Below are 20,704 nucleotides of genomic sequence, written 5' to 3'. Positions count from 1 at the left end.
AAATCAGGGCTTCATGTTTGGTTGCGGGAGCAGGATTTGAACCTACGACCTTCGGGTTATGAGCCCGACGAGCTACCAGACTGCTCCATCCCGCGCTTGTTCTGGTTTGATGCGGTGAGTTACCGTCTCAAGTGGGGCGTATTATACATAGCGTTTGATAACACGCAAGCGCTGTTTTGAAAAAACCGTTCGTTCGCTTAATTATTCGCCACCCCCCTCATCATTGGATAAGGTCAACTCAATTATTTAAAGGCTTCCATTTTCTCTGCGAGTTTAAAGTCCAGATCACTAAGCCCGTCAACGTCGTGCGTAGTAAGTGCAACGTCAACCTTGTTATAAACATTGAACCATTCAGGATGATGCTTAAGTTTCTCGGCCCATATCGCAATTTGTGACATCCAGCCGAACGCGCGAATAAAACTTTTAAATTTAAATGTTTTGATGATTTTGTCACCATCAAGTGTCCACTGCTCATCACTATCTAATGCCGCATTTAATTCGTTAAGTGCTTGTTGGATTTGGTCGCTCGAAAGTCTTTCTGCCATGCCATCTCTCCTGCTCAATTGTATTTTGGACTTATTGTTGTTTCGTATTAAATCAGAATTTAGATCGCGAGATAAAAAAACGCCCGGATTTACCGGGCGTTGGGTGTCAACTTAAGCTAACAAATTAGAACTCAATAGCGATGCGCGCATAGATTTGACGCCCACGCGGATCATGCACTTTTGAGTCAAAACCACTGTTCGTAAACACTTGAGGTGGTTCTTCATCAAATAAGTTGATGCCCCCAAGAGTTAGCAAATAGTCTGTTTCGGTTTCAAAAATTTCGCCGAGGTTTACATTGTACTGAGCGTCAACGGTAACCATGCTATCGATCTCTTTGAATCCGCTTGCACACGAGCCGCCATTCGGCGAACCATCGGCACAGTTTTGGTCGTCATCATAAGAACTGATATAACGCACGAATAGGTTAGCACTGTGAATATCATGCGACCAATTCAAGCCGAGATTCGCTCTTAGCTCCGGCGACGAAGTACCTATGTTGGTAAAGTTACGACGGCCGGCGCCATCAACCACGCCCGCTTGTGGATCCGTCAACTCATAATCAAGTACGTAGGTTGCATTAATACTCGGCGTAAATGTGCCCATGTCAGTTTCGATTTTGTAGCTGGTTACAATATCAATACCTGATGTATCTTGTGAACTCGCATTCACATAAGTGTTCAATACTTGCAATAATGGACCGTTTAACGGATCGCCCGCACGAATAATCACATCCGTGTTTTGTGGCCCGGCATTCAACAAGGCTTGCGCATTTTGCTGAATAATCAAATCTTCGAAACTGAAGTTCCAATAATCCAACTCGATAGAAAGATCATCAACCGGTTCAAACGAGAATCCAACGTTATACGCTGTAGATTCCTCTGGCTTTAGGTTCTCATTACCCGATGTGCGCACCGCCGCAAAGGCAGCAGCACCGCCAAACAGAGGATCGTTCAGCTGTTGTAATGAGGTTGCCCCACCATTGCGCAAGAATACCGTTGGTGCTCGGAATGATGTTGACCATGAACCACGGAGTGAAAAGTCCTCTGTCGCACGCCAAGAAAACGCCACTTTAGGATCAATCGTATCACCGATCGCGCCGCCGTAATCTTCATAGCGTAAGGCTAACTGAATATCGAGATCTTCAGAAACCGGCAACGCCATCTCAGCAAATGCTGCCCAAACATCTAACTTACCTTCGAAATCCGGGTTACCAATAACGAATGTAAAGCTGTCTTGATTAGACAATTCGTCATAATCCTGACTGAGTTTTTCTTCACGATACTGGAGGCCAAATGCGATACCTGCAGTGCCACCCTCCATATCAAACGCATCCAATGATGCAAAGCCTTCAATCACTTGAATGTCCGATTTAGAATCGATCACTTGTTTCGCGGTAAAGGAGTCAATCACGTATTGCGAATTGGGTAATACTGAGTAAGAGGTCGCAAATGGGTTGAAATATTCACAAGCACCTTGTCCTGGTGTACCCGTCAATGGGTTACAATCAGCACCACCAAGACCATTCAACGCTAAATTAAACTCGGTATTTAATACATCTTCCACTTGGAACAAGAAGTCGTTGGTCGCATTGGTATAACTTAATTCCCAGAAACCATTATCCAACTCACCCGTTAATGTAGTATTGAAGCGGAAAGTATCTGACTCGGTATTCGCTGGATCACCCTCAAAACCATTCCCTTCGGCACGACCAAAGAAGGCCACTGGAGCTCCAAATGGATTACTTGGATGAGTCGCAGGAACAACGGGTAAGGTTAGAATTGGGAAGCTCGGTGCGCCACCACGTTCGGCGCGATTGCGCGCGATACTAATCTCATTAGACCAACTAATATCATCCGTCAATTGATAGTTCGAGCTCACATAGGCTGTTACACGAGTCTCATCGGGTACATAGCTATAATAAGGGCCAAAATCGAAGCCACAGAAACCTACATTTAACCCAGGTACAGTGCCTGGGGGCGCCAACAACTGTGGATAGCCGCCATTTTCCTCACATCCGGTAGGGTCGATAAATGGAAAACCACCCAAGAAAAATGCACCAGGGTTACCCAGTGCACTGGTATCGTCTTGCGGACGTGATAAACGACGGTCTGAGATAAACAGCGGTGAACGGTTGGTATAGCTAATCGCAGCCATTATGTTGCCATCGTCACCCGATGTACCCCACAAACCCTGCAAGATATATTCTTTATTATCGCCGTGAGCGCCATCTTGGTAATCAAAGGTAACCTTTGCCCCTTCATAATTCTTTTTGGTGATAAAGTTAACAACCCCAGCAACCGCATCAGAGCCGTATAATGCTGAAGCTCCGTCCTTTATCACTTCCATGCGGTTGATCGCAATCATTGGAACCAATGAACTGGTATCCACGAAGTTAAGACCATCATTAGTTGGCTGGGCATTGACTACTTGGCGTTTGTTATTCAATAACACTAGGGTGGAAGCAACTCCCAAACCACGTAGGTTAATATTAGAGGTACCCGCAGTTGCATTTTGGGTAAAGGCATCTGGGTTATTTTGCGCGCCCGTATTAATTGTTAGGGTTTGCGTGATGTCGGCAATATTTTTTGCTCCAATCGAGTCAATCGATACGCTATCGACAACCGCGAGAGGCGACGGTGACTCGAAGTTCTCGCTGCGTCGAACGAAACTACCAGTTACCATAATTAATTCAAAGTCACGTTGCTCTGCTTGTTGTGCGTCTTCTTCTTGGGCAACGGCGAGTCCCGGTGCAAGCGCAAATTGTGCGGCAACGCAGGCGGCCAAGGCCGTTTTGCGAGTGGATAACTTCATTGTGTGTCCCCTATTATCAATGCCACCGAATTGAGTTGCATTGACCTTAAAGTAGTGGTCTCTAGGTTATTGTTATTGCGTACCTAATTTTGGTACACAACCAAAATAGTAGGCGTAACCCAGCACAATGTAAATTATATGTTGTTTATATGTTAACATTCGTAACGCAGATGGTCTGACCAGATTCACCATCTGCATCAACATTAAACAACAGAGCGGATGACCGCCAGCATCAGGAATTGACCAATTAGCGCAGGCTTTTCTCGCCCTTCAATTTCAACCACACAATCAAATGTGAATAAACGCCCCGTCGGTTTTTGCTCGATAGCAGCGACCTTAAACCCATAGCGGACTTTGTCATTAACCCTCACTGGTTCTAAAAATCGCAGGCTATTTATGCCGTAATTCAATACAGAAGCAATTTCGGGGTGAGCGTCAACAGCCTCATCAAATGCCCTAGGCATCAATGACGCAGATAAGAATCCATGTGCTATCGGTGTTTTAAAAGGGCTCTGGCTTGCGCAACGTTCTTCATCAATGTGGATCCATTGATGGTCGCCGGTTGCATCAGCAAAGGTATTAATCATTTGTTGCGTTATCAACATCCAATTGGTTGCCGGTAACGCATCTTCAACACTTAAATCTAACAAAGTTTTACGCATAGTGATCCCATGTAATTGCGATGATTGGCTATTTTTATACTATTAACTGCCTGAATATTTCAAATCAGATTCTATAATGTTTATTGATGATTAAACATGTTAAATTCTGATTAAAGATAACCGGATACATCGTACTTTATGAACTTAAATCGAATCGACCTCAATTTATTTGCTGTATTTGATGCGATATACACGGCAGGGAGCCTAACCAAAGCTGCAGATGTTCTTTGTATAACACAGCCGGCAGTGAGTAATTCTTTGGCCCGCCTGCGTGAAATGCTAAATGACCCTCTTTTTGTGCGCACTGGTCATAGCATGACGCCAACTCCGGTAGCGCAAAACATTATTGTTCCCGCACGTCAGGCCCTCGGTTTACTGCGTAAAAGCGTGCAACAGAGTCACACCTTTGATCCTGCGGTTTCAGAAAAAGCATTTAACTTTGCCAGCCGAGACTTATTAGAAGTAAGTATCATGCCAAGACTGATGGTTAGGCTGCAAAATGTAGCGCCTAACGTTACCTTGACTAACTATGAGATTGCGCGTAGTCAAGTTGTTTCATCAATGGCTAATGGCAGTTTGGATTTTTTTGCTGATGCTTCCACCTTTACCGATCCGCACCTATGTAAGCAACGTATCGCCTCTGACCGCTTTGTTGCTATTGCCCGCAAAAATCATCCAGCCCTTAAAAATGGGCTCGATTTAGAAACCTTTCTGCGTTTAGGGCATATCAATGTGTCTCATCGTAAAAGCGGTGCTGGGCCAATTGATATCGAACTTGATAAGATTGGTAAAAAGCGCAAAGTGATTATGCGTGGCCAACACTTTCTCACAGTGCCAAGTGCAATTGTAAAAACGGATCTAATTGCTTGCTTGCCTTACCATTTGGCTAAGCACTATGATCTTGCCATCTATGAATTGCCGTTAAACGTGCCTCCAGTAGAATATTTCTTATACTGGCATGTGAGTGCTGACCATGATCATGCACATATGTGGATGCGAGAACAAATTGCCGAGGTTGCGAAGGCATACGAGCCGCATTAGGGAAAACGAAAAGGCCTAGATCTGTGACAACACAAATTTAGGCCTGTTCAGTGATAACTACCACGAGTTCCAGAGATGACTCTCTGGTATTAATAGTCTGTAGCGTTGACGGAAGAATCAATTTTACTCTTCGTCATCGTCTCTGAAAATACAGTGTGATGCGTAATCTTTAGCTTCATTCGCAGTCCAATCACCTTTGGGTTTTTCAGCTAAGTCTTCGCACCATTGTTTGCTACCTACTTCTGGCGCACACCCAGCCACAAATACCAGCGCGCTGAGGGTAATTAAGAATCTTTTCCACATAGTCCTGCTCCTTTAGTCTTAATGATCACAACTTTATAGTGCTAATTACATTTGTTCAATGCTTTTTAAAATACTTGCAAATCCGCTGGTTCCCTGAGTTTGCGCCATGCGATCAAACCAAAGTGGACCTAACAGTGGAAATCGAATATAGCCCTGCGATACCCAAGTAACTTCAGTACCATCGACATGTTCAGTGAGACTAATCTCGCCTTTAATGTGTTCAAAACGTAATGGAGACGAGCGTTCTATCTGATACCCTAATCGATGCGGCGGTTCAAATAACACTATTCGTTCATGCAGGGTCATGCCACCTAACTTGACTTTACGCAATGCACCGACGCCGTTTTTCTCAGCCTGACCATGCTCAACTAGCACTGACTCATTGACAGGTTTGAACTGTGCGTAATTCGCATGATCAGCTAAAATCGCAAACACGGCTTCGATTGGTTTCTTAACCACTCGAGTCACTTTGATATCAAACACTGCGCTGTATCTCCTATTTAAAAGTTATTAAAAAAAATACCCATGTATCACATTGACTGTTTTTTAATCGGCCTGCATGGGCTTTAATTACTCTCGTTGAAAACATTTACTTTAATTTAAATCGAGGAATTAACCATGTTGAAAGTAGTTAAAACTTCTATCGCTATCGCTGCTGCATCACTTATGTTCACTGGTACTGCTCAAGCAGACGTTAACGAAGCCCTAGCTAATATTTGTAACATCGTACAAGCCGATGACAAAGGTCAACTGCGCAAAAAAATGAAAGCGGTTCAGTCTGACTACAACTTACGTTTGTCTGACTACTACTCAGGTATCTCGTGTGGCGGTAACAGCCTAATCCGCTTAGCAATCCTAAACAATGCGGTTGAAGCTGGCGAGTTGTTAGTTAAGAAAATGCCTAAGAGCGCGCTAAGCGAGCCTGAGCAAGACGGAAAAACATTATCTGCTTGGATCACTGAACAAGGTCTTGCAGACAATCCAGTCGCGGCCATATTGGCTGAGCGTATCTAAGCGCAAACCACAGATTCGGTGACTACGGTCACCCCCATGTTTCAACATGGTCGGCAGAGCAATCTGCTTCCTCGGAAGGCTCCCTCGGGAGCCTTTCTTTATTCTGGTCACAGAGCTGAAATAAATGCATGTATCGCGCATTGAATTGCGTCAGGCTCTTCATGGTGTATCCAGTGGCTCGCATTCGGAAAACGTATTTCCGCATAATCTTCAATGTAATCCCTTAATCCAGACAGTACACCTATATCAAACGCAGCGTCCTTTTCGCCCCATAATACCAATGTTGGTACCCTTATCTGTATATCAGGGATACGTATCTCAACAAGTGAACGCACCGTCTGATGTTTGCGCACTGGGTCACCAGACTCTCCCTCACGGGGAAACAGTTGTGGCATGGCCCGATAATAATTGAGCATACGAGTCACAGCTCCAGGTCGCTGCCAAGCTGTGATATATGCAGCACGTTCTTTTTCATCAAGTGGACACTGAATTTGATCGATACTGTGTTGCAATAATTGTTTAAAGCCATCTCGGGAAAGACTTAGGTCGGCGTCTGGTTCGAGAAACGTATGAATATAGTCGCTCATCAAACGTTGCTGACGATTATGGATCATTTCACGCGTAAAGGTGCTGGGATGCGCCGCATTGATAATAACTAAACGTTTAATGAGCTCAGGGAATCGCGCGGTCAAGGGCCATGCTATTGCCCCGCCCCAATCATGCGCAACCAGATATACAGGATGAGCACCGCTCACCCTACGTATAAACTCGGCGACCAATTTGACCAAATTAGGCACATTATAGTCTTCTGCGTTAGTTGGTCCCTCACTGAGGTTATACCCCGGTAAATCAAGCGCAACTGCATTAAAAGATTGACCAAAAAACGCTAATTGGCGTCGCCAAACCCCACTGTGTTCAGGGAAACCGTGCAAAAAAACAATGGTCTGAGCATTGGCTTCATCTAATCGCTGTGTCGGCGCCTGCTGCAAAAAATGCAGGCGCAACCCTAACACATCAATATACCGCGACTCAGCTTCAACGCTCCCAGTCATCGTTTTATCTATCCTTGAAAAAACGCGTCTTCCGTCATTGTCATCAAGTTGTCAGAACCCGAATGAATCGCCGATACCAACGAGCGAGTGCGTGTTAATAAGCGGTCAAAATAGAATTGCGCGGTTTGTAATTTAGCGGTGTAAAAATCAGTCTCAGTTGTACCAGCATCCAGTTTTTCCTGCGCGGTAACCGCCATGCGCAACCAAAAATAAGCCACAGTGACATAACCCGAGTACATCAAATAATCCACCGCAGCCGCTCCTAACTCGTCAGGGTTATTACCGGCGGATTTCATGATGTCATTGGTGAGTTGACCCCATTCATCAATGTGACTCTCAACCGCATTCGCCCACGCATTAAATTGCGCTTTACCGCGCAAGCTCTCGCAATAGCTGCGCATCTCTTGGATAAACACCTGCAGTAACTTACCTTGGCTACCCACAATTTTACGAGCCAACAAATCGATGGCTTGGATACCAGTCGTCCCCTCATACATGGTACAAATACGGGTATCACGAGCTAACTGCTCCATGCCCCATTCTTTGATGTACCCATGACCGCCGTAAACTTGCATCCCGTAACTGGTGCACTCTTGTGCAGTCTCAGTCAAAAAGGCTTTAACGATTGGCGTTAATAAAGCCAGCTTGGCATCTGCAACCTGGCGCTTTTCAGCATCTTGTTCATACAGGGTAACGTCGACTAACTGCATGCAGTAAATGGCCAATGCGCGATTGCCTTCGCGTAGGGCCTTTTGCGTCAACAGCATTCGTCTGACATCGGGATGTACGATGATCGGATCAGCCGGTGCATCGGGATTCTTTTTGCCCGTTAGTGAACGAAATTGCAGGCGATCTTTCGCATACGCCAATGCACCTTGAAATGACGCTTCGATAGCCGATAGCCCCTCCATCCCCGTGCCAATGCGTGCCATGTTCATAAAAGTGAACATACAATTTAACCCGCGATTAGGTTCGCCAATCAGATGGCCAGTGGCACCATCAAAATTGATCACACAAGTAGCACTACCTTTGATCCCCATCTTGTGTTCGATAGAACCACATTTAACTTGATTGCGGTCTGTCTTTTCACCGTTTTCATCAACATTAAATTTTGGCACGATGAACAACGAAATACCTTTGGTTCCGGCTGGAGCGTCGGGTAAACGGGCCAGAACGATATGCACAATGTTGTCTGACATATCATGCTCACCCGCAGAAATAAAAATCTTGGTTCCCGTGATTGCGTAAGTGCCGTCTGCGTTAGGCTCAGCTTTACACTTGAGCATACCAAGGTCAGAGCCACAATGGGATTCAGTTAAACACATGGTGCCGGTCCAGGTGCCATCAATCAGTTTAGGCAAGAACTGATTTTGCTGCGCTTCTGTGCCATGAGCTTTAAGCGTTTCCATACAGCCTTGACTCAAGCCAGGGTACATGGCCCACGCATGGTTTGCACCGGAAAACCATTCTGCCATAGAGGTTGCCAACGAATAAGGTAACGCCTGACCGCCAAAGGCTTCTGGATGCGCCATCGATGGCCAGCCACCCTCTACATATTGCTGATACGCTTCCTTAAAGCCAGTTGGGGTAGTGACCTCTCCGTCATTCCAAGTACACCCTTCGTCGTCACCCACAGCGTTTAATGGAGCAAGCACGTTCTCTGAAAATTTGGCCGCCTCATTAAAGATTGCGGTAACCAAGTCTTCGCTAACATCTGCAAATCCAAGTTGAGCATAGTGTTGATCGAAACCCAGTAGTTCATACAAGGTAAATAAAGTATCGCGTTGAGGAGCTTTGTAATTTTGCATTGTTTGTCGCCTTATAAAACTTCAAATAAGCCGGCTGCGCCCATGCCGCCGCCAATACACATCGTGCATACAACATATTTCGCACCGCGGCGTTTGCCTTCAATCAAGGCATGTCCAACCATGCGCGCACCGCTCATACCGTAGGGATGACCAACCGAAATCGCACCACCGTTGACATTTAGGAGTTCATTCGGGATCCCAAGCTTGTCGCGGCAATACAATACTTGAACTGCGAAAGCCTCATTAAGCTCCCATAAGCCAATATCATCCATACCCAAACCATGCTTTTGTAGCAATTTGGGAATGGCATAAATCGGTCCAATCCCCATTTCATCCGGCTCACAACCTGCCACAGCGATCCCGCGATAGACACCAAGGGGTTCTAGACCACGGCGCTCTGCTTCACTATCACTCATTAATACGCTAGCGCTTGCACCATCTGACAACTGACTTGCATTACCCGCTGTGATACAGCCACCTTCAATTACCGGGTTTAACCCCTGTAATCCGGCTAGCGTAGTCTCGGGACGATTACCTTCATCTTTTGCCAAGGTTGCTGTGTGAGAACTCACTTCACCTGTAGCTTTATCCATCACCGCTTGTTGGGCAGTTATTGGCACTATCTCTTGATCAAACTTGCCAGCTGCTTGCGCTTCTGCCGTGCGCATTTGCGATTGATAACCATATTCATCTTGCGCATCTCTGCTAATATTGTATCGCTTCGCGACGACTTCAGCGGTTTGCAGCATCGGCATATAAATGTCTTTGTGTTTGGCGATCAATGCAGGATCAGTCATGCGGTAGGTATTCATGTGCTTGTTTTGCACTAGCGAAATAGAATCCAAACCGCCAGCAACCATAATGTCAGTTTCGCCGTTCATAATACTGTTCGCTGCCGTTGCAATAGCGTACATACCCGAACTGCACTGACGATCCAAGGTCATACCTGACACGGTTACCGGTAAGCCGCCAGCCAATCCGGCTAAGCGCCCAATATTCATTGAACCGGATCCTTGAGTTAAGGCCGACCCCATGATTACATCATCAATTTCTTGACCTTCGAGCTTGGCCCTAGCCACCGCAGCCGCAATAGCATGCCCCCCCAACGAAGGCGCTTCTAAATTATTCAATACACCTTTGTAAGCACGTCCAATCGGCGAACGTGCGGTCGATACGATTACTGCATTGCGCATAATGTGTCCTCTAAATTCATTGATCTGATTAGTTGAAGGTTTTACCTTGCGCGGCTAATTGCTCAAGCAATGGTGCCGGTTGAAACCAGGCTTTACCGTAATCACCAAGCTTGTCCTGATATTTCTTCATTGCATTCAGTACGGTGTCTAAACCAATTTCATCGGCATATTTCATCGGACCACCGCGATACACCGGGAATCCATAGCCATACACGTAGATTACGTCGATATCACTGGCCTTCGCTGCAATACCTTCTGATAAAATTAGCGCACCTTCATTAATCAATGGGTAAATACAACGCTCAATAATCTCTTGTTCGCTAATTTCACGCTGCTCAATACCCAGTCTTGCTGCTTCTTGCTTAGCTAATTCAATGACCTTTTCATCGGGGATTGGTTGACGACTGCCTTCGTCATATAGATACACGCCTTTACCTACCTTTAAACCAACCCGCCCGTCTTCAACTAACCTATCAGCGACTACACAGTAACTTGGATCGTGCTCAATAAATGCCTTACGGGATTGACGAACAAAGTAACCTATATCGAGTCCCGCCATGTCGCCCATGGTGAAGGGGCCCATTGGCAAACCAAATTTGTAAATCACTTTGTCGACTTGTTCTGGACGCGCTCCTTCAAGCATCAAACGATTGGCCTCTCTACCGTAGGTTTCAATCATACGATTGCCAACAAACCCAAAACACACGCCAACGAGCACTGCGACTTTTTTGATGGTTTTAGCCAGCTGCATACAGGTTTTAATGACATCAGGCGCGGTATGCTCAGTCTTCACTATTTCCAGTAGCTTCATTACATTGGCTGGCGAGAAGAAATGAAGTCCAATCACGTCTTGCGGGCGTGACGTTGCATCAGCAATTAAATTAACATCTAACGTTGATGTATTGGTTGCCAGGATCGCACCAGGCTTACACACCGCATCGAGAGATTTAAATACGGCTTGTTTCACGTCTAGCTTTTCAAACACGGCTTCGATCACTAAGTCCACATCACCGAGGTCAGCGTAATCGGTAGTACCGGTCAGCAATGCCATGCGAGCTTCAACGTCAGCCTGGCTTAACTTGCCTTTTTTCGCACTCCGTTCATAGTTGCCGCGAATAATTTGTAAGCCTTTGTCTAAAGCCTCTTGCTTCATTTCCAGCATCAGCACTGGTATTCCGGCATTCGCAAAGTTCATCGCAATCCCTCCGCCCATGGTGCCTGCACCAATGACTGCAACGCGTTGAACCGGACGTGTGGGTGTTTGTTTATCAAAATCTTTTACGTGACCAGCAGCACGCTCTGCGAAAAAGAAGTGTTGTTGAGCGCGCGCTTGAGGAGTCTTCATACACTCCATGAATAATTCGCCCTCACGCGCCAAGCCGGCTTCGAAAGGAAGCTCTGTCGCCGCTTGCACTGCTTTAATGCAATTAAAGGGTGCGAAGAATCCACGGGCCGCCTTTTCAGTACCCGCGGTAAACTGAGTGAATAGTTCATCGCTGTAGGTTGCAGGATCAACAGTTAGATCGCATGTGCGAGGGATTGATGCCGCCATGTCTAACTGTTGCAGAAACTCAGCTGTCGCTGTCTGCAGTTCGTCTGGGCGCTCGGTTAATACAGCAAATAAGCTAGGCAGGTTTGCCGCAGCTTCAGGCTTCCCAGAAACAATCATATTGAGTGCTTGTTGCACAGGAATTAAGCGCGGTAACCGTTGCGTGCCCCCTGCTCCGGGCAGGATCCCAAGATGGACTTCAGGCAGGCCGACTTTATTGTCCTTGAAGGTGATACGGTAATGACAAGCTAGCGCTAATTCTAGCCCCCCGCCAAACGCGGGGCCTGGCAAGACCGCTACCACAGGTTTTGGAGATTGCTCAATTTTGGCTAAAACCTTGGTTGAAAGATTCGGTTCAAAGTCACCCGTTGCAAACTCACTGATATCTGCACCACCACTAAAGAAACCGATGTCAGACGTAATCACTATCGCATTGATGTCTCCATTCGCCAGCGCTTTATCTATTCCTTCAATAAGGCCAACCCGCACGGCTTTACCTAAAGCATTAACGGGAGGATTGTGCATGATCAAAGTTGCGACAGATCCATTTTCACTATACGAAACGGCAGGTTTTTCACTCATAACTAAATCACACCAAAGTAAAAATTTATCCGCATGGTATGACCTGTCACCTAATCAGTGAAGTTTATTGGTTTTATAATTCTGAATAAATTAAATCAATACTATTTACAATCCGTTTACACTAGTGGCCTACCGAAGAATCCTATTCGTTACTGTGAATTACACTGATTGATCCCGCCCACCCATTTCATGTAAAAGCGTGTCATTGGACGATAAAGGAAAACGATGATGCAGGCACTAAGAACTCCAGACGAACGATTTTTAGACCTACCTGGTTATGATTTTGCACCCAATTATCTTACCGTCGATGATTTCGAAGGTGGCCAATTGCGGATGCATTACATTGACGAAGGCCCAAAAACCGGCGAAGTCATTTGGATGCAGCATGGCGAACCCAGTTGGGCGTATCTTTATCGAAAAATGATCCGACCGCTTGCTGCTGCTGGCTATCGCGTCATCGTGCCTGACTTAATTGGCTTTGGGCGTTCAGACAAGCCGACCCAACGTTCAGACTATAGCTATCAACGTCATATGGACTGGGTACAACAACTACTCGACATATTGGAACTCAACGCTATTACGTTAGTCTGCCAGGACTGGGGAGGGTTACTTGGATTACGCTTGGTCGGTGAACAGCCAAACCGATTTAAACGAGTGGTTGCCTCGAATACCATGTTACCCACCGGTGACCATGCACCACCAGAAGCATTCTTTAAATGGAAAGCCTTTTCCCAAGAAGTACCAGAATTCCCTGCTGCAGGTATCATTAAGGGTGCAACCGTTCAACCCCTAGCAGAGGGGGTTTACGAAGCCTATAACGCGCCTTACCCGGATGAAAGCTACAAAGCTGGCGCAAGACAATTTCCGGCATTAGTTCCGGTTACTCCAAATGATCCTGCGAGTGCAGCCAATCGAGCAGCGTGGGAGGGGTTAAAGCAATTTAATCGCCCGTTTTTAACTTGCTTCAGTGATTCTGATCCGGTGACCGCCGGGGGTGACAAAATTATGCATAAGTTAATACCGGGCTGCACTGGCCAGCCTCACACAACAATTGCCCAGGCCGGTCATTTCGTCCAGGAAGATCAGGGTGAAAAATTCGCCGAAATCATCTTATCGTTTATGCAAGTAACCGCTTAACTTATTTGAATGAGAGTACCCTTATGGATCCATTACTTAATTTTTCTGCAAAAACAATCTTGATCACCGGCGCTGCCAGTGGTTTCGGGCGACTATTAGCGCAAGCATTTGCTGCTCGCGGTGCCAATTTAGTTCTCGGAGACATTGATGAGGCAGGGCTACAAGATACTGTCGCCTCGTTAAATATTGATGACGGTCGAGTCATTGCTATGATTAATGATGTTGCCAAAGAAAGCGATTGTGCCGCATTAGTCGAAGCCGCCATCACCCGCTTTGGTGCGTTACATTACGCCATCAATAATGCAGGAATTGCGCATCCGCCAGCAGCCATACATGAATTAACCGAAGCGGTATTCGATAAGCAAATGGACGTTAATGTAAAAGGCGTTATGTTTGGCATGAAATATCAAATTCCAGCCATGCTTAAAGCGGGTTCCGGGCATATTCTGAATTTAAGTTCAATGGCTGGTATTGGTGGTGCACCTAAAGGTGGTGCCTATGTAGCAGCAAAACATGCGGTAGCAGGGTTAACGCGCACCGCTGCTATCGAATATGGCCGTAAAAATATTCAAGTTAATGCTGTTTGCCCATTTTTTAGTCCAACCAATATTCTTAATGTTGATGGTTTTAATACTGAACAAGATCGAGCGCGGATGGCCATGGGATCACCCATGAAACGCCTAGGTGAGCCCCAGGAAATGGTCAATGTAATGGTACTGATGCTATCCCCAGGTAATACCTACATGAATGGGCAAACCATAGCGATAGACGGCGGTGTATCGGCATGGTAGCTACCCCTGCGGCGAACTAAAGAAACGCAATATTTAGATTGAACTCAACCGATACGTAGGTGTATTAAAAAATATACCTATGTATCACACCGACTGTTTTTTAACCGGCTTGCATGGGCTTTAATTACTCTCGTTGAAAACATTTACTTTAATTTAAATCGAGGAATTAACCATGTTGAAAGTAGTTAAAACTTCTATCGCTATCGCTGCTGCATCACTTATGTTCACTGGTACCGCTCAAGCAGACGTTAACGAAGCCCTAGCTAATATTTGTAACATCGTACAAGCCGATGACAAAGGTCAACTGCGCAAAAAAATGAAAGCGGTTCAGTCTGACTACAACTTACGTTTGTCTGACTACTACTCAGGTATCACGTGTGGCGGAAACAGCCTTATCCGCACCGCTATTCTTAACAATGCGGTTGAAGCTGGTGAGTTGTTAGTTAAGAAAATGCCTAAGAGCGCGCTGAGCGAGCCTGAGCAAGACGGTAAAACGTTGACTGCATGGGTCACTGAGCAAGGCTTAGCTGGCAACCCAGTCGCTGCAGTACTTGCTGAGCGTATCTAAGCACAAACCACAGGTCCGGTGACTGCGGTCACCCCCCATGTTTCAACATGGTCGGCAGAGTAATCTGCTTCCTCGGAAGGCTCCCTCGGGAGCCTTTCTTTATTCCACACTCGTTATTGATCGCGAGATAACATTCCCATACTCAAACACAAATGCAGGATCTTGCTCAATTTTAGCTATCGCTTCATCAACGGGAACAGGTTTGAGTTCGGTTATCCCAATCCAAGTATCACGGCTGTTATTTTTCGCTGCATATAACGCAACATCAGCAATACCGACAGTTGCGTCCCAACTTAAAGCCTGGATCTTTGCATGACTTAAAGGGTATGCGGTAAAGCCTATCGAGCACGTGATGCGTTTAGTCTCTCCGTCTTTGATGCTGTAGTGCTCCCCTCCAATGGCTCTCAAAACCCGTTCGGCTAACACTTCACCTTCCTGACGCGGCGTATTGTGTACAACGACTAAAAACTCTTCTCCGCCCCAGCGAATAAGATAGTCAATTTCACGGAACACCAGCTTGAGTCGTCGACTGGTCTCAAGCAACACCTGATCGCCAATTTGATGTCCGTAGGTGTCGTTAATCGATTTGAAATGATCGATATCAATTAGAAAAAAGAGTATGTCGTTGCCAAAATCCGGGACTATCCCACTTTTCTGACAATCGGCATAATAGCGATTCAATTTTGCCATGTCGCGCTCAATGTTTTGCGCTAAAAAACGGCGATTATGCAATCCGGTCAAGGCATCCGTCATACTGGCCTCGCGCAAAGCTTCAGCTTGCCGATTTAAGGTTTTATTAGCAGCACTCAATTCAGCTGTGCGAGCAGCAACCCTAGCCTCTAAAACGTTTTGTTGTTGGCGTAATTGACTCACGCGTAATTTATGTAAGCAATACAAAGCCAGCCCGAACAACACGACGAACACTGTTTGCGCAAACCAAGTTTGATACCATGCGGGCGGTATTAGGATGCGACGTGTAAAAGAGCCCGACTGCCAATTCTTACCATCATAGGAATATTCAATCTGCAGCGTGTAGTTGCCAGGTTTTGGCTGAGTAAAGGTTGCCGTGCGATGGTCAGAATCGGTATATGACCAGCTATCATCCTGCTCCTTCAAGCGATAACGATAGAGCACATTATTTGAAGCTATATAATCGAGAACGGTAAATTCAAACGAGATTCGTTTACTTAACGCCGGGAAATCGAGCTGAGTTGCCGTTAATGAGGGCGACAAAATACGGTCATCCGATGTGGTAACACTTACATCGGTAAGCAATAACTCGGTGTTATTTGGCTGTGAGTTTAACTGGGCTGGTTCGAGCAAGGTTAATCCGTTCGAACCACCAAAAACCATCACATTATTGGTCAGTTGCGTTGCCGCTCCGCGCCGAAACGGGCGATTTACTGCAATTGACTCACTCACTACTGTAGTCATATCTAACGTCAATATATCAACTGATACAATACTTTTAGAGGTACTGACAAACACTTTTCCATTCGCCTCGCCAGCAATCGCTTCAACTCTACCTCCGGGTTGTGCAGGGCTAATACTTAACTGCTGCCAACCCGCTTGTTCACGATACACAAACAGACCTGCATTACTGGTTGCCGCCCAGATTTGATCCAATGAGTCACGGTAAAGCATCGCGATAAACTGCTCTTGCAAAAGCCCCGTGGCCTTTGGTGCTGGCGTGACTAGTGGAGCTTGTAGTGCTGGGTTTGCGATTACATATAACCCGCGCCAAGTACCAATCCAGAGGTGCTGTGGTGTTGCCAATAAAGAAGCAACCCGACGGTCATGTTGAGCGTCGGCAAGTACGTTTACTGCTGTTTGATTTAGTTTATCGTAGGCCCACAAGCCGTCAGTACCGCCTACCCAGTCAACAGTGCCAGTCTGAGCATAGGCGCTAGAATATTTATCCACCGGTCGACCTGGCAGTTGTAACGGTTGGTTTTGACCCGTATTGGGATCTAACATTACAGACGAAAAGTTACTCGAGGCAAACAGTTGCCCATCGTTACTCATAAACAAAGTTTCAATCGGGTCTGCATCGCCTGACCATAATACCTGGCTTTGCCCGGTGATGGGATTAAGCCTTTCGAGCCCTTGACTGCCGGTCCCCACAACTAACTCACCGGCGACCGCGCGTACTGCATGAACGCTGCGCTGATTAAGGCCTTTATCGGTGTTCAATCCCCCTAATATGCGCTTAACTGCTTGATTGGCGATATCGTAGAATTGTAAATCGGTATTAACTCCCATCCATACCATACCGCGCGAATCGGTCATGAGAGTCCATACATTATCATTTGCCAAACCCGACGGATGTAGACGGTTAGCACGTGAATTTTTAACCTCAAGTAACTCTATATTTAGTTCAAAAAGTCCTCTGCCGAATGTGCCTATCAATAGGGTTCTATTGTTTACCGCCGTCAATGAGTAGATCCAAGGTTCAGGCGCGTTACTGTCTAATGCAATCTCAACGAAATGATCCCCGTCTTGAGCCGCAAACAATCCTTGGTTTGCAGTCCCTACATATAATCTGCCATTCGGAGAGGTGGTCAATGCACTGACACGGGTATTATCAGAGAAGCCTGCCACTGGTGTTAGTTGCGCATTAGCCTGATCAAACCTCATCTGCAGTAAGCCACGCCCTGTTCCCACCCATAACACCTTATCGTGTATTAGTAAGGCATGGATCCGAGCATTATAAGGTAAAGGAACAGATACTACGCTTCCAGACACCGGGCTATACTTAAATAGGGAACGATCGGACGCAAAAAAAACGGTATTTACTGGCGCAGAAGATACACTGATTTCCTGCACGGAGATGACGCTTACTTCTCTATTCGCTACCGCAATTAATTGGCGAGTATCTGTATTAAGCGTATACAACCCTCGACTGGTTCCGACCCAAATAGTACCCGCTTGGTCAGTGAACAGTGTTTGTACATCCGGACTAATACCCTCTGTGGTCGCGTCTGCGAATGTTGCCCGGACCAAGATATGTGAATCCCAACGCCACAAACCATTACCAGAGACAAACCAAACAAAGCCCTGCGGGTCTTCAGTAATTGCAATGATATCGCCGTCCACACCGACCAAATTCTTGATTGGAGAGTAGTAAACTGGGTGGGCAAACAGTTGCTGAGTGGCCAATGCTAGTGGCGAGAATAAGCAAGCGATAGCGCAACCCAAAAGGATCAAAAAGTGCTGCGGGAGCCTCATCATTTTCCCATGATTTGTTATTGTTCTGAGTGGGGGAACAGGATTACTTAGTGATACCCAAGAATATGTGCATACATGTTGATATGCAATGCCTAAACACTAGCATGGGTACTTTGAACATTACACACATTGGCCAATTGGGTATTAAAAAAAATACCCATGTATCACACCGACTGTTTTTTAACCGGCTTGCATGGGCTTTAATTACTCTCGTTGAAAACATTTACTTTAATTTAAATCGAGGAATTAACCATGTTGAAAGTAGTTAAAACTTCTATCGCTATCGCTGCTGCATCACTTATGTTCACTGGTACTGCTCAAGCAGACGTTAACGAAGCCCTAGCTAATATTTGTAACATCGTACAAGCCGATGACAAAGGTCAACTGCGCAAAAAAATGAAAGCGGTTCAGTCTGACTACAACTTACGTTTGTCTGACTACTACTCAGGTATCACGTGTGGCGGAAACAGCCTTATCCGCACCGCTATTCTTAACAATGCGGTTGAAGCTGGTGAGTTGTTAGTTAAGAAAATGCCTAAGAGCGCGCTGAGCGAGCCTGAGCAAGACGGTAAAACGTTGACTGCATGGGTCACTGAGCAAGGCTTAGCTGGCAACCCAGTCGCTGCAGTACTTGCTGAGCGTATCTAAGCCCTAACCACAGATCCGGTGACTGCGGTCACCCCCATGTTTCAACATGGTCGGCAGAGTAATCTGCTTCCTCAAAAGGCTCCCTCGGGAGCCTTTTGCTTTTTGCGCCCTAACCATACGACTTTATGTCGGGTAAGCACGTCTACGATGGTTTGGTCATTACTTGATGATGCCCCTGACCTCATTATGCGTATCTTTAGTTTTGTTTAGATCTTAAAAAGGTTTTATGTTTACCTATCAACACTTAACATTATCTTTGAAGTAAGATTTAAGGGATACGACCATGGATAAAAAGCTAATCGGATTAATCTTTATAATTATTGGTATCGGCCTTACCGTCTGGGGGTATAACGTGTATGACTCTGTAAGCTCAGAAATCAGTCGAACATTTAGTGGCGACACCCCAATTGAAGCGTGGCTCGGCATGGGCGGTGGCGCAATATGCATCATGATTGGGTTAACTCGGCTCAAGTAGCTTCAATGCTCGCTTTGCGGTGAGGCGAAGATATATAAGCCCCACCACCCGGCAATTGCGCTGGACATCGTTAAGAATACCCCCCATCCCCAGTCCAAAAGTGCAATGAAAAGGGAAAAGTTCGCTAGAATGCTGTAATTCGTTAGATTGTATGCGCCATAGCTAGCAGCACCCAGCACGGCACCGTTCAAAGCGGCAAAGATCATCGGTTTGCTTCGATTGGGCAACACAGCAAGAATAAAAACAGCCATCCCATATAAGGCATAAAAAACAGCCCAAGGCCAAGTGATAACCTCAGCACGCATTAAGCCAGTCATTTCTGTTTGGTACCACTCTTGTGCGAACCACCCTAACCAAAATACGTCCAAGATGGCAAAACTCAACAATATTGCGCCTAATGAAATGCCCATTTTCGTTGTACTTAACGGTTTATTTTGTTCCATTAGGAACTCCTTTGGTTTAAATCTTTGTTTCAAATAAAGCATTTACCCAGCTTATTGGAAGAACTATAAACAACTGTTTTATAGAGCATTAATTTCGTTTCCACACAAAACACCACGACCGAACATACGTTCAACGAATGAGCTATCGTATTAAAAAAAATACCTATGTATCACACCGACTGTTTTTTAACCGGCTTGCATGGGCTTTAATTACTCTCGTTGAAAACATTTACTTTAATTTAAATCGAGGAATTAACCATGTTGAAAGTAGTTAAAACTTCTATCGCTATCGCTGCTGCATCACTTATGTTCACTGGTACCGCTCAAGCAGACGTTAACGAAGCCCTAGCTAATATTTGTAACATCGTACAAGCCGATGACAAAGGTCAACTGCGCAAAAAAATGAAAGCGGTTCAGTCTGACTACAACTTACGTTTGTCTGACTACTACTCAGGCATCACGTGTGGCGGAAACAGCCTTATCCGCACCGCTATTCTTAACAATGCGGTTGAAGCTGGTGAGTTGTTAGTTAAGAAAATGCCTAAGAGCGCGCTGAGCGAGCCTGAGCAAGACGGTAAAACGTTGACTGCATGGGTCACTGAGCAAGGCTTAGCTGGCAACCCAGTCGCTGCAGTACTTGCTGAGCGTATCTAAGCTCTAACCACAGATCCGGTGACTGCGGTCACCCCCATGTTTCAACATGGAAAGCGAACGTTGTTCGCGGTAGAAAGCTCCTTAATAGGAGCTTTTTATTTTGCCCTGAATTAATGATAGAGCGCCTGACTCAGTGCATCAAACGTCAAATAAAAGCAGATTTCATGTACTTCGACATGTGAGGTACATAAACAACGTT

Annotated in this window: 19 protein-coding genes and 1 tRNA gene; 8 read left to right on the top strand and 12 right to left on the bottom strand. The window is 45.8% G+C overall.

What is annotated here, in order from left to right:
• Positions 1-18: 18 nt before the first annotated feature.
• From AC121Z_RS06700 to AC121Z_RS06685, 4 genes are all read right to left on the bottom strand, one after another.
• Positions 19-95 (bottom strand) — tRNA-Met (locus tag AC121Z_RS06700).
• Between the two features lie 147 nt (positions 96-242).
• Complete coding sequence (locus tag AC121Z_RS06695; protein ID WP_498127593.1) at positions 243-545, bottom strand: 4a-hydroxytetrahydrobiopterin dehydratase; 303 nt, start codon at positions 543-545, stop codon at positions 243-245.
• Between the two features lie 124 nt (positions 546-669).
• Positions 670-3,357 (bottom strand): TonB-dependent receptor domain-containing protein, encoded by a 2,688-nt coding sequence (locus AC121Z_RS06690; RefSeq protein WP_498127591.1) that lies wholly within the window; start codon positions 3,355-3,357, stop codon positions 670-672.
• A gap of 203 nt (positions 3,358-3,560) precedes the next feature.
• Complete coding sequence (locus tag AC121Z_RS06685) at positions 3,561-4,019, bottom strand: MaoC family dehydratase (RefSeq protein WP_498127590.1); 459 nt, start codon at positions 4,017-4,019, stop codon at positions 3,561-3,563.
• Positions 4,020-4,157: 138 nt separating this feature from the next.
• Between AC121Z_RS06685 and AC121Z_RS06680 the strand changes: the two genes are divergently transcribed.
• Positions 4,158-5,060 carry a LysR family transcriptional regulator gene (locus tag AC121Z_RS06680; RefSeq protein WP_498127589.1) on the top strand — a complete coding sequence of 301 codons (903 nt, stop codon included), beginning with the start codon at positions 4,158-4,160 and terminating at the stop codon, positions 5,058-5,060.
• Positions 5,061-5,183: 123 nt separating this feature from the next.
• Here AC121Z_RS06680 and AC121Z_RS06675 read toward each other — a convergent pair whose 3' ends face one another.
• Complete coding sequence (locus tag AC121Z_RS06675) at positions 5,184-5,363, bottom strand: DUF3012 domain-containing protein (RefSeq protein ID WP_498127588.1); 180 nt, start codon at positions 5,361-5,363, stop codon at positions 5,184-5,186.
• 45 nt (positions 5,364-5,408) lie between these two features.
• Positions 5,409-5,846, bottom strand: coding sequence for an SRPBCC family protein (locus AC121Z_RS06670; RefSeq protein WP_498127586.1), 438 nt, complete (start codon positions 5,844-5,846; stop codon positions 5,409-5,411).
• Positions 5,847-5,981: 135 nt separating this feature from the next.
• Here AC121Z_RS06670 and AC121Z_RS06665 point away from each other — a divergent pair, with 135 nt between their 5' ends.
• Positions 5,982-6,377: a DUF3718 domain-containing protein gene (locus AC121Z_RS06665; RefSeq protein ID WP_498127584.1), complete on the top strand. Its 396-nt coding sequence runs from the start codon at positions 5,982-5,984 to the stop codon at positions 6,375-6,377.
• 107 nt (positions 6,378-6,484) lie between these two features.
• Here AC121Z_RS06665 and AC121Z_RS06660 read toward each other — a convergent pair whose 3' ends face one another.
• Genes AC121Z_RS06660 through AC121Z_RS06645 form a run of 4 tightly spaced genes read right to left on the bottom strand, consistent with a single transcriptional unit; the run spans position 6,485 to position 12,561 of the window.
• On the bottom strand, positions 6,485-7,429 hold the full coding sequence (locus AC121Z_RS06660) for an alpha/beta fold hydrolase (RefSeq protein ID WP_498127582.1): 945 nt from the start codon (positions 7,427-7,429) through the stop codon (positions 6,485-6,487).
• Between the two features lie 8 nt (positions 7,430-7,437).
• Complete coding sequence (locus AC121Z_RS06655; RefSeq protein ID WP_498127581.1) at positions 7,438-9,237, bottom strand: acyl-CoA dehydrogenase C-terminal domain-containing protein; 1,800 nt, start codon at positions 9,235-9,237, stop codon at positions 7,438-7,440.
• An 11-nt stretch (positions 9,238-9,248) separates the two neighbouring features.
• Positions 9,249-10,430 carry an acetyl-CoA C-acyltransferase gene (locus AC121Z_RS06650; protein WP_498127580.1) on the bottom strand — a complete coding sequence of 394 codons (1,182 nt, stop codon included), beginning with the start codon at positions 10,428-10,430 and terminating at the stop codon, positions 9,249-9,251.
• 28 nt (positions 10,431-10,458) lie between these two features.
• Entirely contained in the window at positions 10,459-12,561 is a 2,103-nt protein-coding gene (locus AC121Z_RS06645) for a 3-hydroxyacyl-CoA dehydrogenase NAD-binding domain-containing protein (protein ID WP_498127579.1), read from the bottom strand.
• Between the two features lie 228 nt (positions 12,562-12,789).
• On the opposite strand from AC121Z_RS06645, the gene AC121Z_RS06640 reads away from it, so the two are divergent.
• The 3 genes from AC121Z_RS06640 to AC121Z_RS06630 all read left to right on the top strand — a co-directional run bounded on the left by AC121Z_RS06640 (position 12,790) and on the right by AC121Z_RS06630 (position 15,057).
• A complete protein-coding gene (locus tag AC121Z_RS06640) occupies positions 12,790-13,698 on the top strand; it encodes a haloalkane dehalogenase (protein ID WP_498128167.1) in 909 nt (302 codons plus the stop codon).
• 23 nt (positions 13,699-13,721) lie between these two features.
• Positions 13,722-14,489, top strand: a complete 768-nt coding sequence (locus tag AC121Z_RS06635; protein WP_498127577.1) for an SDR family NAD(P)-dependent oxidoreductase — start codon at positions 13,722-13,724, stop codon at positions 14,487-14,489.
• A gap of 172 nt (positions 14,490-14,661) precedes the next feature.
• Entirely contained in the window at positions 14,662-15,057 is a 396-nt protein-coding gene (locus tag AC121Z_RS06630) for a DUF3718 domain-containing protein (RefSeq protein ID WP_498127571.1), read from the top strand.
• 99 nt (positions 15,058-15,156) lie between these two features.
• Here the strand turns inward: AC121Z_RS06630 and AC121Z_RS06625 are convergent, their stop codons facing one another.
• Complete coding sequence (locus AC121Z_RS06625; RefSeq protein ID WP_498127576.1) at positions 15,157-18,288, bottom strand: ligand-binding sensor domain-containing diguanylate cyclase; 3,132 nt, start codon at positions 18,286-18,288, stop codon at positions 15,157-15,159.
• Positions 18,289-18,537: 249 nt separating this feature from the next.
• Here AC121Z_RS06625 and AC121Z_RS06620 point away from each other — a divergent pair, with 249 nt between their 5' ends.
• Together AC121Z_RS06620 and AC121Z_RS06615 are read left to right on the top strand one after the other, a co-directional pair.
• Positions 18,538-18,933, top strand: coding sequence for a DUF3718 domain-containing protein (locus AC121Z_RS06620; protein WP_498127571.1), 396 nt, complete (start codon positions 18,538-18,540; stop codon positions 18,931-18,933).
• A gap of 283 nt (positions 18,934-19,216) precedes the next feature.
• Complete coding sequence (locus AC121Z_RS06615; RefSeq protein ID WP_498127574.1) at positions 19,217-19,408, top strand: DUF3185 family protein; 192 nt, start codon at positions 19,217-19,219, stop codon at positions 19,406-19,408.
• 2 nt (positions 19,409-19,410) lie between these two features.
• Here AC121Z_RS06615 and AC121Z_RS06610 read toward each other — a convergent pair whose 3' ends face one another.
• Entirely contained in the window at positions 19,411-19,851 is a 441-nt protein-coding gene (locus AC121Z_RS06610; RefSeq protein ID WP_498127573.1) for a DUF2177 family protein, read from the bottom strand.
• 258 nt (positions 19,852-20,109) lie between these two features.
• Between AC121Z_RS06610 and AC121Z_RS06605 the strand changes: the two genes are divergently transcribed.
• Positions 20,110-20,505, top strand: coding sequence for a DUF3718 domain-containing protein (locus AC121Z_RS06605; RefSeq protein ID WP_498127571.1), 396 nt, complete (start codon positions 20,110-20,112; stop codon positions 20,503-20,505).
• The last annotated feature ends 199 nt before the right edge of the window (positions 20,506-20,704 follow it).

The organism is Alteromonas sp. DYW1 (genome assembly GCF_059752595.1).
Note: the sequence above shows the minus strand (reverse complement) of the source record. Positions and strands in the feature narration are given on the sequence as shown.

Coding starts and splice junctions, on each gene's coding strand:
- AC121Z_RS06685 (WP_498127590.1), bottom strand. CDS start 4,019: ATGCGTAAAACTTTGTTAGATTTAAGTGTTGAAGATGCGTTACCGGCA.
- AC121Z_RS06695 (WP_498127593.1), bottom strand. CDS start 545: ATGGCAGAAAGACTTTCGAGCGACCAAATCCAACAAGCACTTAACGAA.
- AC121Z_RS06635 (WP_498127577.1), top strand. CDS start 13,722: ATGGATCCATTACTTAATTTTTCTGCAAAAACAATCTTGATCACCGGC.
- AC121Z_RS06690 (WP_498127591.1), bottom strand. CDS start 3,357: ATGAAGTTATCCACTCGCAAAACGGCCTTGGCCGCCTGCGTTGCCGCA.
- AC121Z_RS06615 (WP_498127574.1), top strand. CDS start 19,217: ATGGATAAAAAGCTAATCGGATTAATCTTTATAATTATTGGTATCGGC.
- AC121Z_RS06660 (WP_498127582.1), bottom strand. CDS start 7,429: ATGACTGGGAGCGTTGAAGCTGAGTCGCGGTATATTGATGTGTTAGGG.
- AC121Z_RS06605 (WP_498127571.1), top strand. CDS start 20,110: ATGTTGAAAGTAGTTAAAACTTCTATCGCTATCGCTGCTGCATCACTT.
- AC121Z_RS06655 (WP_498127581.1), bottom strand. CDS start 9,237: ATGCAAAATTACAAAGCTCCTCAACGCGATACTTTATTTACCTTGTAT.
- AC121Z_RS06665 (WP_498127584.1), top strand. CDS start 5,982: ATGTTGAAAGTAGTTAAAACTTCTATCGCTATCGCTGCTGCATCACTT.
- AC121Z_RS06620 (WP_498127571.1), top strand. CDS start 18,538: ATGTTGAAAGTAGTTAAAACTTCTATCGCTATCGCTGCTGCATCACTT.
- AC121Z_RS06650 (WP_498127580.1), bottom strand. CDS start 10,430: ATGCGCAATGCAGTAATCGTATCGACCGCACGTTCGCCGATTGGACGT.
- AC121Z_RS06610 (WP_498127573.1), bottom strand. CDS start 19,851: ATGGAACAAAATAAACCGTTAAGTACAACGAAAATGGGCATTTCATTA.
- AC121Z_RS06630 (WP_498127571.1), top strand. CDS start 14,662: ATGTTGAAAGTAGTTAAAACTTCTATCGCTATCGCTGCTGCATCACTT.
- AC121Z_RS06640 (WP_498128167.1), top strand. CDS start 12,790: ATGCAGGCACTAAGAACTCCAGACGAACGATTTTTAGACCTACCTGGT.
- AC121Z_RS06625 (WP_498127576.1), bottom strand. CDS start 18,288: ATGATGAGGCTCCCGCAGCACTTTTTGATCCTTTTGGGTTGCGCTATC.
- AC121Z_RS06680 (WP_498127589.1), top strand. CDS start 4,158: ATGAACTTAAATCGAATCGACCTCAATTTATTTGCTGTATTTGATGCG.
- AC121Z_RS06645 (WP_498127579.1), bottom strand. CDS start 12,561: ATGAGTGAAAAACCTGCCGTTTCGTATAGTGAAAATGGATCTGTCGCA.
- AC121Z_RS06675 (WP_498127588.1), bottom strand. CDS start 5,363: ATGTGGAAAAGATTCTTAATTACCCTCAGCGCGCTGGTATTTGTGGCT.